Genomic DNA, 12,748 nt, shown 5'->3' on the forward strand with positions numbered 1-12,748 from the left:
TAACATATTTTGGGCTGTTTTTATCGGATTTTTCTTAACATTCAACACTTTTGGTATTCAATAGCAAAAATTAGTATAATTTTTTTGACTAACTAAATTTATTTAGTATTCTGTGAAGTGCTTCTATATACTAGCGATCGCCAAAGCTACAAATACCGGATTTCTTTTAGAAATCCGGTATTTTATTGATATACTTTTGTCTCACATTCCTCTTTCAAGGCCGAGAGAGGTTTTCTAGAAGCAGTGAAAAATAATCATCAGCTATATCTACATCTACTCTTCTTATTCTCATTTATGTTAGGAATGTAGAGTTGAGTTTTCCAAAATGTCTTTAACAGAAGAAATTCTTTCCCAATTACCCGGCGATGTTTTAGGAGGATTACGCCAAAGCGATCGCATTCTCACATCTGGGCGTGAAAACTCCGCACCAGTACCAACGCTAGTTAAAGAAAATCAACAGCCTTTAGGCGTTGTAGACTTCGATGTGCTTATCTGCGGTGGCACTTTAGGGATTTTAATTGGTTGCGCCTTGGCGGTGAAGGGACTGCGGGTAGCGTTGCTGGAACGGGGAATTCTGCGGGGGAGGGAACAAGAGTGGAATATCTCTCGCAAAGAATTAGATGTATTTGTGGAATTAAACTTGCTGACTGAGGAAGAATTAGAGAGTGCGATCGCCACTCAATATAACCCAGCGCGAGTTAGTTTTGCTGGCGGTACAGAAGTTTGGGTAGAGGATGTTTTGAATATCGGCGTAGATCCAGTTTATCTACTAGCCACTTTGAAAACTCGATTTCTCGCCGCCGGGGGAAAGTTGTTAGAAAATACACCCTTTACTGAAGCAGTAGTTCATCCCGACGGAGTGATGGTAAATAACCAATTCAAAACTCGGTTATTAATCGACGCGATGGGACATTTTTCACCCATCACGCAACAAGCACGCCAAGGCAAAAAACCAGATGCACTGTGCTTAGTTGTGGGAAGTTGCGCCCAAGGTTTTCCGGAAAATCACTCAGGCGACTTGTTGTTATCATTTACATCCTTGCAGAATCAATGTCAGTACTTCTGGGAAGCTTTTCCAGCTAGGGATGGTAGAACCACTTACTTGTTTACCTACATGGATGCAGAACCCCAACGTTTGAGTTTAGAAGCTCTATTTGAAGAATATCTGCGTCTGTTACCAGAATATCAGGGAGTGGAGTTGAGCAAACTGAAATTTCAACGGGCATTATTTGGTTTCTTTCCCACCTATCGCCAAAGTCCGCTAAAAACCCCTTGGAGTCGCATTCTTCCAGCTGGAGATAGCAGTGGTAGTCAATCGCCCTTGAGTTTTGGTGGTTTTGGGGCGATGGTGCGTCATTTGAAGCGTTTAACTTATGGCATTTCCGAAGCGCTGGAAACAGAACAATTATCTGCAAAAGCCTTAGCACTGCTGCAACCCTATCAGCCGAGTTTGACTGTTACCTGGTTGTTTCAAAGGGCGATGAGTGTGGGTGTAAATCAAAAAATTGCCCCAGATCAAATTAACCAATTACTCTCGGCAGTATTTCAGGAAATGCAACAGTTGGGTACACCAGTGCTAAAACCATTTTTACAAGATATAGTGCAGTTTTCGGCACTAACGCAAACACTGATAAAAACTGGTTTATATCATCCTGTAATAGTTGCCAAGATAATTCCGCAAGTAGGTTTAGCAAGTTTGTTAGATTGGATGTTACATTACAGTAATTTAGGTGTATACACTGCCTTGTTTTCGCTAAGTCCAATGCTAGAAACATGGATTAAGAATCAACCAAAAGAACAACAATATTATTGGCATCGTTTGATTGATGCCTGGAAGTATGGTTCTGGCGGTGATTACTCAGATGAAACTTAGAATAATATCGGTGTGAGGATAACATGATGGAACGGAAATCATCAGGAATCAAATACTTTGCAGTGCTGATTGGATTCCTGCGCGATCGCCAAGGTTTTCTAGAGGAAATTCGCCAAGGTACAAGATTACCAAATAAAATCATTTCGCTGCTGGTTTGCAGTTCCTTATTCATTGCGGCTTATGGCGGAATCATTGGTGCATACCATAGCTGGATGCAAGCTTTGTCTTCTGCCATTAAACTCCCAGCCCTTTATCTAATCACACTTTTGATTTGTATCCCGACGTTGTTCTTTGCGAATATTATTTTTGGTTCAAAGCGGACTTTTGCACAGCATTTAGCCTTAGTTTTAACTGCGGTTTCAGTCACCAGCGTACTTTTATTTAGCTTTGCTCCAATCACACTGTTTTTCTTAATTACCACCAATAATTACCAATTTTTAATTCTGTTAAATGTCTTGATATTTGCCATAACTGGATTTATTGGTGTTTCGTCTTTATATCAAGCCACGAGTTTAGTTTTAGAACAAGATAATGAAGGTAGCAAAACACGCCAAAAGATTTTACAATTTTGGCTATTTCTTTACGCTTTCGTAGGCAGTCAGTTAGGATGGACTCTCAGACCGTTTTTTGGCACACCTGGTTCTGTCTTTGAACTATTCCGCGAAAGAGAAGGTAATTTTTATCTGAGTGTGATTCAAGCTATTAGCTATCTCTTGGGAATCCGTTAATTAGTCATTAGTAATTCCACAAAATATAAAAATATAAAATTATGTTGGACAAGAAAAATCGCGGGATTCAACAATTTGGTGTATTGATTAGTTTATTGCGCGATCGCCAGTCTTTCTTAGAAGAAATTCGTTTGGGGATAAGATTACAAAATAAAATTAGTTCTCTATTTGTAACTAGTTCCATATTCTTTGCCATCTATGGTGCAATTATCGGTGCATCTAACAGTTGGGCACAGGCATTATCTGGTGCTATTAAGCTGCCAGCATTTTATTTATTAACACTAATCATTTGTTTCCCGACTTTGTTCTTTTTTAATATTTTGTTTGGTTCTCGGAGCAGCATTCAACAGCATTTTGTTGTGTTGCTCACCTCTGTGTCAGTGATTAGCGTGCTTTTATTCAGTTTGGCACCAGTTACGCTATTTTTTCTGATTACTACACCCGATTCTTATCAGTTTTTTAAACTATTGAATGTGTTAATTTTTGGCATTACAGGCATCTTTGGCGTTAAATTTCTTTATGAAGGAATGCAATTACTTTCTCAACAAGATGAAGTTGGCAAAAAAACCCGCACCACTATTTTAAGATCCTGGTTATTGCTTTATGCCTTTGTTGGTATGCAGCTAGGATGGTTTCTCAGACCATTTTTTGGTGCGCCTGACTCTAAATTTGAGTTGTTTCGGGCAGTAAAAGGCAACTTTTATTTGGATATTGTAGCGGCGATTTCCGAAATTTTAGGTTTCCGTTAATCTCAGATTTCGATAATTAGTCTCGTTGCCTATGGGACAATACGGTTCAGTCAAGGTTACTGGTGTAGATAACTTGTCTTTGAAGACGCGATGAATCGCCGTCTCTACAAGTGTTTTGGGCTTATCTGAACTGTATTGACCTATGGGAAGGGGCAGGGCAAATAGCTACGTGCTAAGTACTCAGCACTCAGTATGGTAGAAGTACAATCCGTACTACTCTACTTTTCTAGATTCCAGCCCAAGGCTACAGCTATTTCAGCAGCTAATTCTAGGGGATTAAATGGTTTAGCGATCGCACTGATAATTCCCATCTGGGCATAGCGGCGGCGATCGGAAGCCTGGATTTTGGCAGTTAACAAAATTACCGGAATCACTTTGGTTAATGGATTGGCTTGTAACTTTTCAAAGGTAGTGATGCCATCCATCTCTGGCATCATCACATCTAGTAAAATCACATCTGGTTGGTAAGTCTCAGCTTTAATTATGCCCTCTTGACCAGAACTCGCTGTCTCGACTTCCCAGCCTGCGACTGTTTCCAAGCAAATCTTGGCAACTTCTTGAATATACTGCTCGTTATCAACCACTAGAATTTGCTTTGTTGTCATCACTGCTATCCTTTTGTTGGTTGTAAGTAATTCGCTGAAGTAACTCCATCACCCGTTGTTCAGATTCCTGAGTGCTAACACGCCCTTTAGTCAAAAATTCTGTATTTGGACTTAGTTGGCTATTTATACTTGGATCGTAACAATTATGAATTACGGGAATATTGCAAGAGTCTTCTAAATCAGTATTTTGGAAAGTCTCAAATAACGGCAGAGTAACGTAAAAAGTGCTACCTTCGCCCAATGTACTTTCAGCCCAGATGCGTCCGCCATGCTGTTGCATAATGCTCTTACAAATAGCCAAACCTAAACCAGTACCATCATGATTGCGTGAATCTGAAGAGTCAACTTGTTGAAAACGCTCAAAAATACTCTCAAGTTTGTCAGCTGGTATACCGCGTCCAGTATCTTTGACTGTCAATAAAATTTCATTCCCTTGTTGTTGCGCCCCCAAGCAAACCGTAGATCCAGCAGACGAAAATTTAATCGCGTTACTGAGTAGATTAGTCAAGGTTTGGACAATGCGATCGCAATCTGCCAATACTTGACCAGATAAGGGACAAATAGATACTTTTACCCCTGCTTTGTCAGCTAGAGGCTGCATAACATTTACTGCTTGAGTGATCAGGTCAACAATATTGCAGATTTCTGGTTCCATCTTCGTCTTACCCGACTCGATCCGCTCAATGTCTAGGATGTCGTTGATTAAGCGTACTAGGCGTTCGGTGCTATCAGTAGCAATTTGCAGCAGACGTTTTCCCTGCTCTGAGTCTGTTGGCAGCAAACCACTGGTTAGCATTCCTAGAGAGCCGTGAATCGAAGTTAAAGGCGTGCGGAGTTCATGACTAACAACAGAAATAAATTCATCTTTCATCCGTTCAATTTGCTTACGTTCTGTTATATCCCGCAAGATAACCGTATAAAATATTTCATCACTCATATCTATTTTGGAGATGGAAGCCTCCGCAGGAAATTCAGTCCCATCCTTACGGCGACCATAAATTTCACGCCGTTCTCCCATCCGTCGGGCAATATTGGGAGACTGACCAAAGTCAAGCACATGTTGACGATGCTTGTGGAAAAAACGCTCCGGTAAAAGTAAATCAAGCCCCTGTCCAATCACTTCCTGGGCAGAGTAGCCAAAAATCTTCTCTGCTCCTTGATTAAACAAAGTAATGCTTTGGAACCCGTTGGTGGAAATAATTGCATCATCAGCAATATCTAAAATCCGTGCAAATCGAGCTTGAGAAAACCGTAATTCTTCCTGTGTCCGCTGACGCTCATCAAGTTGTGATTGCAACTGTCGATTCACGGAAATTAACTCGGCAGTGCGCTCTGCTACTCTCAATTCCAATTCGTTAATAGCTTGTAAATTGGGAGATGAGGGGGATGAGGGTGATGAGGGGGATGAGGGAGACAAGAAGGACAAGGAAGAATTTACTTCCCTATCTCCCCCTGCTCCCCTTACTCCCCCCACTCCCCCCACTCCCCCTGCTCCCCCTGCTTCCCCTGCTCCCCCCACTCCCCTGCCCCTCTGCCCCCCTTCCCCACCCTGCGTCACGCGCTGCCGCAATTTCACCCGTTCTAAGCGATTGACGATCCGGGTTACAAGTTCTGGCCCGACAATGGGCTTGCTTACAAAGTCATCAGCACCAACGCTAAACACCTGATTTACTATCTCGGCATCGCTATGCACAGTGAGAAATAAGATAGGTAACTCACTCCAGCGGGAATCGTTGCGTACTAATTGACAAAGTTGTATACCATTTGTATGAGGTAATTCCACATCCAGAATCAGCATATCTGGCGCAACTGCTTCTAAGGTTTTCCAGAACTGACGCGGATCTTCAAGAGCGATCGCCTTGAGTCCCCAAGGACTAAGTAAGGTTTGCAACAATGCCTGAATTTGCGGATCGTCATCTACAACCAATATTTTAGTTTCTGTATATGGTTCATTTTGCAGCGGTTGCGTCACTGTTTCTAATACCTGTGGGGTTGATGATGCAGATATTACCGCTGCGTTGTTTCCCTCAATTTCTCGACGCAATAACCTTACCCAACTTTCAAGGTTGCTAATCTCAAATTTACTCAAGGTTTGACCCGAACTCAGCAGCAGTTCGATATTGCGTGCCAATTTTGAGCCAAGAGGCAAGCCAAAAGTACCTAAAGATCCTGCCAAGGTATGCGCCTCTTTGGCTGCACCAGAGAGCAATTCGGGACTTGAAGTATTTTGATTTAAAGTTGCGATCGCTTCCTCCAGCAACCTCACCTGCTCGTCTACCCGCCCTTGAAATCGGTGCCAAATTTCCGCAACTGCCATTAGTGCTTGCTGCTGTGATTTGAGATTAGGCACTGGCGAAGGGGAAGAAGCAGAGGGGCTGGGTGAAGGGTGCAGAGGAGAGGAATTTTCCCCCTGCTCCCTACTCCCTACTCCCTCTTCCAGTGATTTCAGACGATAGCCAATACCATAAACTGTTTCAACCAAATCACTGGGTGCTCCGACAGCTTTAAGTTTGTGTCGTAATCCTTTTATATGGGTACGAACAGCTTCTTCTTGTGGAGTATCTTCATAAGACCAAAGATGTTCTAAAATCATGCCGCAGCTAAATACCCGCCGAGTATTTCGCAAGAATAGCTCTAACAGAGCATACTCTTTTGGAGTCAGTGGCAGCAGATTGCCAGCGTAGATCACTTCACAACTACTAGGATCTAGTTGCAACTTACCATATTCCAGCACAGGTTTCGAGTTTACGCCCTTGCGACGCAACAGCGCCCTAATACGAGCAATTAACTCTTCTTGGTCAAAGGGTTTAACTACATAGTCATCTGCACCAGCATCTAATCCGATCGCTTTCTCATGACCACTATCGCACCCTGTCAATAACAATATTGGCATTTGCAGACCACTAGATCGGATTTGACGACAAAGACTAATGCCATCCCGCTTGGGCAACACTACATCCAGAAGGATTAAATCATAATCGTAAGTTTGAATAAAATCCCAAGCCGCATCACCATCAGTGGCAATTTCAACCGCATAGTTTTGGTTAGTCAAAACGGCACTGAGTGAGTATGCATTTAACTCATCATCTTCTACAACTAATATTTTCATGTTAGAAGCTTTCCAAATTAAAATGGGTACAGCAGTTAATAAGCAAGCAACTTAAATTGCAAAATTAATCTAATATCAATGCAAGATTTTAAAACATCTTCCAAAAGGTTCATCTTTCCGGTTCATATTCATTAACAAATATCAATATTGATTAATTTTTAATTGATTTGTTATATGCTAGCTGCTACACTATTCAGGCGTCAGGAGTCCGAATGAACCCTGTACAACTCTAAGCAGAATGCTATATATTTTTAACTCAAAATTTTATTTAATCAATCATAAAGGCTTAAAAAAATCACAAAGCCGAATTCTGCAACACAATCGTATTTAATGGCTAAATCAATTGTTTCAACAAAACGGGTTGGCAGCCAGTTAATCCACTGGTTGCTTGAAGAAGATCGAGGAGAGAAGGAAGGCCCTTACCGCAAAGAAGAATCACATCGTCAGCATCCTTGGTGGCAGGTGATGTGCTTGACTGGTGTAGATTATTTCTCGACCCTTGGCTATCAACCTGGGATTGCAGCACTGGCGGCTGGCGCTCTTTCTCCTATAGCAACCCTGATTCTGGTTTTGCTGACGCTCTTTGGAGCATTGCCAATCTATCGACGCATTGCAGCCGAAAGCCCTCATGGTGAAGGATCGATCGCAATGTTAGAGCGTTTGCTCCCCTGGTGGCAAGGCAAATTACTTGTGTTGTGTTTACTCGGTTTTGTGGCAACTGACTTTATTATTACCATTACTCTTTCAGCGGCCGATGCCACAGCCCATATCATCGAAAATCCGCTGACGCCAAATTGGCTTCACAATCAGACGATCGCAGTAACCTTGATATTAGTTGCATTACTAGGTGCAGTTTTCTTGAGAGGTTTCCGAGAAGCTATTGGTATTGCAGTAGTTTTGGTAGGAGTTTATCTGCTGTTAAACTTCATTGTCGTTGGCGTCGGTTCGTATCAGATCCTAACTCACCCTGGAGCGATCGCTAACTGGCAGACTGCACTTTTTGCCCGCCATTCTAACCCTTTGCTCCTAATCGGGATCTCTCTGCTTATATTCCCCAAACTAGCACTCGGATTATCAGGCTTTGAGACTGGTGTTACCGTTATGCCGCTGGTTAAAGGCAGCAATAACGACACTCCGCAGCATCCCAAAGGGCGGATTCGGAATACACGCAAGCTGCTTACCACTGCTGCTCTGATTATGAGCTTCTTTTTGCTTACCACCAGCTTTATAACCACTCTACTGATTCCAGTGGCAGAATTTGCATCTGGGGGCAAAGCCAATGGACGCGCCCTTGCTTATTTAGCACATCTATATCTAGGCGATGGCTTTGGCACAATTTACGATTTAAGTACTATTTCGATTTTGTGGTTTGCAGGTGCATCTGCAATGGCAGGACTGCTGAATATCGTGCCTCGCTACCTACCACGTTATGGCATGGCACCCAATTGGGCACGAGCAACACGACCTTTAGTGTTAGTCTACACAGCGATCGCTTTTGTAGTCACAATTATCTTCAGAGCAAATGTGGAAGCCCAAGGCGGGGCTTATGCAACTGGCGTGCTTGTGTTGATTACCTCAGCCGCCTTTGCCGTCACCTTATCAGCCCACCGTCACCGACAGAAGCGGGCAAGAGCCGTTTTGGGGATCATTACACTGTTATTTTTATACACCACTATTGTTAATATCATCGAAAGACCAGAAGGGATTAAGATTGCGGGCTTCTTTATCGGCACAATCATTTTTACCTCACTGGTTTCTCGTGTTTGGCGTTCAACGGAACTGCGAGCAGAACGAATTGAAATTGACGAACTTGCTGGCCAATTCCTTGCCGAAGAGAGCCAAGGAACAATACGACTGATTGCAAATCGGTTGAATATGGGCGATGTCCTAGAGTATTTTATGAAAGAGAAAGAGGTACGCGAAGACAACCATATTCCACCCAACGATCCAATTCTGTTTCTTGAAATTATGGTGTCAGATGCTTCGGAATTTGCCGATGTGATCAAAGTAAAAGGGGTGCAAGTTGGTGATTATCGCATCCTCCGAGCTGAAAGTGCAGCAGTACCTAATGCGATCGCAGCTTTACTACTTTATATACGTGACCATACAGGTAAAATTCCCCATGCTTACTTCGGCTGGGTTGAGGGAAATCCTATACAATACTTACTGCGTTTTATCTTGTTTGGTGAAGGTGATATTGCTGTAGTCACCCGTGAAGTACTCCGTCGGGCTGAAAAGAATCCCCATAAACGTCCTGGTATTCATGTTGGGGGTTGAGTCAAAAGTCAGTATTTCTTCTCCTAAAAGTAATATCCTCCGAAAAACCTTTAAGATACACCACTCTCTCTTTCCATTCTTGGAAACAATACTTAGATTTACATCACTTTCAGCCTTCACTGAACCGTATTGGAATATAAAGAATATACAAAGCTCAGTACTTTCATATACATTTCTCGGTGAATAATGTGAAGAGTATGCAAAGATGCTTATTTAAGCATAGACATCTCCTCAAGAGTGACGTATAAAACATGTCGAAAACGTCAAAATTTGGCGATTTCTTTATGCTCTAAAACAACAGTTTTAGAACTGAAAATTACTGAAAAAATCGATTTAGGAAAGTAAGATTTATGGCAAATATCGTTGGAACAAACGGTAATGATACCCTACTGGGTAGTAACGGTGCAGACACTATTAACGGTAAAGCAGGCAACGATATCATCACACCTACCTATGGCAGCGATACGATCACAGGTGGAGGCGGCAAGGATAAATTTGTTTACAGCTTAAACAACTTACCCAACTACGACACCGATATTATCACTGATTTCAATGGCATAGGTAAAGGAACAAACCCTACAGCAGCAGTCATTGCCGAAGTGGATATCATAGAATTCCAAGGCGATATTTTAACTGCCAAAAATCTGCTGCTCACCCAGAATGGTAACAATCTGGAAATCACTTTTGAAGGAGAGCTTGGTAATGCCAAACTTATCCTGCAAAACTTTGCCCTAGAAAACCTGGAAAACCTCAGCAAATCTACAGGAGCCACTGTAGACTTGGGCAATATTCTGTTTGATGGGCAAACTACCATTACTGACAGCTTTGATGTCTTCGATGCCAACTCCACCCAAAGCACTATCTTCAATAAAAATACAGTCACCTTCCTTAACGACCTAAACAACAATGTTATCGGCTTTGACAACTCAGATGATGTGATAAATGGTCAAGGGGGTAATGACACAATAGATGGTTTAAGTGGCAACGACTTGCTGCGGGGTGGTGCAGGGAATGATATCCTCAATGGCGGTGCGGGGAATGATACCCTCAACGGTGGTGCGGGGAATAACACCCTCAATGGTGGCGCTGATGACGATTATTTGAATGTTAATAATTTAAGAGGCGATAACCTGCTTTCTGGAGGTGATGGCAATGATTCTCTTAGTACCTTTCGCTCATCTGGCAAAAACACCCTCAACGGCGGCGCTGGTGACGATACCTTGCAAACTGAATTTTCATCAGGCGATAAGCTACTGAATGGGGGCGATGGCAATGATTCTCTCTCCATCCTTGACTTTGAGTACTACGAACCCGGTGTCCGCTCGTCTGACAAAAACACCCTCAATGGTGGTGCTGGTGACGATACCTTGAGTGCTAGTGGCTCATCAGGTGACAACCTGCTCTCTGGGGGCGATGGTAACGATTCTCTTAGTGCCTTTGGCGCCTTTGGTAATAATACCCTCAACGGTGGCAAGGGCGATGATATTCTCATAGGTGACGGTACCAGTGGCTATGGCGTTGATATCCTCACAGGTGGCGGTGGCAAGGATAAATTTGTTTACAGCTACTTAACCTACAGCAGCACTGATACTATCACGGATTTCGGTGGAGTAGGTAAAGGCATAAATCCTTCGGCAGCAGTCATTGCCGAAGTGGATACTCTAAATTTCCAGGCGGATGGCTTCACTGCCGAAAATCTGCTGCTCACCCAGAATGGCAACAATCTGGAAATCAGCTTTGCACATCTGTTTGGTGGAAGCAAACTCATCCTGCAAAACTTTGCCCTGGAAAACCTGGAAAATCTTAGCAAATCTACAGGAGCCACTGTAGACTTGGGCAATATCTTGTTTTATGGACAAACTACTATTACTGACAGCTTTGATGTCTTCGATGCCAACTCCACCCAAAGCACTATCTTCAGGAAGAACACAGTCACATTCCTTAATGACTTAAACAATAATGTTAACGGCTTTGATAACTCAGATGATGTGATCAATGGTCAGGGTGGTGATGACATAATAGATGGCAAAAGTGGCAATGACTTGCTGCGGGGTGGTGCGGGCAATAATACCCTCAACGGTGGTACTGGTGAAGATCGCTTGTTTGTTGACTATTTAGTAGGAAATAACCTGCTTAATGGGGGTGATGGCAATGATTCTCTCGTTGCCTCTGGCTATGAGTTCTACAACAGCTACGTCGAAAAAGGCAGCGACCTTCGCCCAGAGGGCAATAATACTCTCAACGGTGGTGCTGGTGACGATACCTTGAGTGCTAGCGGTTCAACAGGCGATAATTTGCTTTCTGGAGGCGATGGCAATGATTCTGTCTCCGTCTCTGGCTATTACTCATCACCTGGCGGCGACTACTTCCAGCTCTACGACAATCGCTCCTCTGGCAATAATACCCTCTACGGTGGCGCTGGTAATGATACCTTGAGTGCTAGCGGTTCATCAGGTGATAACCTGCTCTCTGGAGGCAATGGTAATGATTTTCTTGATATCTCTGGCTTTGCCGAACCAAATTACGACTCCTACTACAACTCTGTATCCTCTGGCAATAACACCCTCTATGGTGGCGTTGGTGACGATACTTTAAATGCTAGCGCTTCAACAGGCAATAACCTACTAGATGGAGGCGATGGCAATGATTCTATCTATGTAAGCACCCCATCCCCATATCTTGCCTTCTCTTCTTTAGTAACACAAACGGTAGATGGGGGGACAGGTGACGATTTGTTGTCCGTCGATTACCGCGATGCTACAGGGGGAATCACTTCGACTTTTGATGCCACTACTAATACTGGATCAATTACGGCGGGTACGAATCAGGTTAACTACAAGAATATAGAACGATTCAATATCTTAGGGACAGCCTATGACGACAATATTGTGGGAAGCAATGGCAACGATAGGCTCTCTGGGAACTATGGGAATGACACACTTTATGGAGGGGATGGTACTGATACCTTTGCTTTCAATAGTTCCAATGAAGGTATTGATACTATTTCTGATTTCAACGCCACTAATGAACTTATTCAAGTATCGGCTGCTGGTTTTGGTGGCGGGTTATCAAGAGGTTCACTTTCAGCTAGCCAGTTTACCCTCGGAACATCTGCAACGACGATCGCTCAACGATTTATCTATGATAATTCTACAGGTGACCTGTATTTTGACCGAGATGGTAGTGCGTCTGGGTTTACTCAGGTAAAATTTGCACAACTTTTGGGTGGTGTGACACTAACCGAAAACAATTTTTTGGTTGTTTAGCGTTCCACCATCATTCTAGGCAGGGAATGCAAGGTTCTCTCATAAGCACCTTGCATTCGATTGTTCAATGCAATCTCTGTGTTATGTAGGAATCCGCTTTGATTTCTGAACTAATTTGCGTGGTGCGCGTTCGCGGAGCGT

At 43.1% G+C, this 12,748-nt stretch carries 7 protein-coding genes; 5 read left to right on the plus strand and 2 right to left on the minus strand.

Annotated features, from left to right (window positions below; genetic code table 11):
• Nucleotides 1-325: 325 nt before the first annotated feature.
• Genes ABF638_RS34010 through ABF638_RS34020 form a run of 3 tightly spaced genes read left to right on the plus strand, consistent with a single transcriptional unit; the run spans nucleotide 326 to nucleotide 3,350 of the window.
• Nucleotides 326-1,873, plus strand: coding sequence for an FAD-binding oxidoreductase (locus ABF638_RS34010; RefSeq protein ID WP_435027213.1), 1,548 nt, complete (start codon nucleotides 326-328; stop codon nucleotides 1,871-1,873).
• Nucleotides 1,874-1,896: 23 nt separating this feature from the next.
• Nucleotides 1,897-2,601, plus strand: coding sequence for an actin-binding WH2 domain-containing protein (locus tag ABF638_RS34015; protein WP_069074645.1), 705 nt, complete (start codon nucleotides 1,897-1,899; stop codon nucleotides 2,599-2,601).
• A gap of 41 nt (nucleotides 2,602-2,642) precedes the next feature.
• The gene (locus ABF638_RS34020) at nucleotides 2,643-3,350 is read left to right on the plus strand and encodes an actin-binding WH2 domain-containing protein (protein ID WP_435027214.1); all 708 of its coding nucleotides are present in this window, start codon (nucleotides 2,643-2,645) and stop codon (nucleotides 3,348-3,350) included.
• A gap of 218 nt (nucleotides 3,351-3,568) precedes the next feature.
• Here the strand turns inward: ABF638_RS34020 and ABF638_RS34025 are convergent, their stop codons facing one another.
• Both ABF638_RS34025 and ABF638_RS34030 read right to left on the minus strand, forming a co-directional pair.
• Nucleotides 3,569-3,955, minus strand: a complete 387-nt coding sequence (locus tag ABF638_RS34025) for a response regulator (protein ID WP_435027215.1) — start codon at nucleotides 3,953-3,955, stop codon at nucleotides 3,569-3,571.
• On the minus strand, nucleotides 3,927-7,064 hold the full coding sequence (locus tag ABF638_RS34030; protein WP_435027216.1) for a response regulator: 3,138 nt from the start codon (nucleotides 7,062-7,064) through the stop codon (nucleotides 3,927-3,929). The genes ABF638_RS34025 and ABF638_RS34030 overlap by 29 nt, the downstream gene beginning before the upstream one ends.
• Before the next feature lie 330 nt (nucleotides 7,065-7,394).
• Here ABF638_RS34030 and ABF638_RS34035 point away from each other — a divergent pair, with 330 nt between their 5' ends.
• Nucleotides 7,395-9,341, plus strand: a complete 1,947-nt coding sequence (locus ABF638_RS34035) for an amino acid transporter (RefSeq protein WP_435027217.1) — start codon at nucleotides 7,395-7,397, stop codon at nucleotides 9,339-9,341.
• A gap of 350 nt (nucleotides 9,342-9,691) precedes the next feature.
• Nucleotides 9,692-12,607, plus strand: coding sequence for a beta strand repeat-containing protein (locus tag ABF638_RS34040; RefSeq protein WP_435027219.1), 2,916 nt, complete (start codon nucleotides 9,692-9,694; stop codon nucleotides 12,605-12,607).
• The last annotated feature ends 141 nt before the right edge of the window (nucleotides 12,608-12,748 follow it).

Source organism: Nostoc sp. CALU 1950 (genome assembly GCF_051172895.1).
Taxonomy (GTDB): domain Bacteria; phylum Cyanobacteriota; class Cyanobacteriia; order Cyanobacteriales; family Nostocaceae; genus Nostoc; species Nostoc edaphicum_A.

Excerpts from the sequence above, each read along its gene's own strand:
- ABF638_RS34025 (WP_435027215.1), bottom strand. The coding sequence starts at position 3,955 with ATGACAACAAAGCAAATTCTAGTGGTTGATAACGAGCAGTATATTCAA.
- ABF638_RS34020 (WP_435027214.1), top strand. The coding sequence starts at position 2,643 with ATGTTGGACAAGAAAAATCGCGGGATTCAACAATTTGGTGTATTGATT.
- ABF638_RS34035 (WP_435027217.1), top strand. The coding sequence starts at position 7,395 with ATGGCTAAATCAATTGTTTCAACAAAACGGGTTGGCAGCCAGTTAATC.
- ABF638_RS34010 (WP_435027213.1), top strand. The coding sequence starts at position 326 with ATGTCTTTAACAGAAGAAATTCTTTCCCAATTACCCGGCGATGTTTTA.
- ABF638_RS34030 (WP_435027216.1), bottom strand. The coding sequence starts at position 7,064 with ATGAAAATATTAGTTGTAGAAGATGATGAGTTAAATGCATACTCACTC.
- ABF638_RS34040 (WP_435027219.1), top strand. The coding sequence starts at position 9,692 with ATGGCAAATATCGTTGGAACAAACGGTAATGATACCCTACTGGGTAGT.
- ABF638_RS34015 (WP_069074645.1), top strand. The coding sequence starts at position 1,897 with ATGATGGAACGGAAATCATCAGGAATCAAATACTTTGCAGTGCTGATT.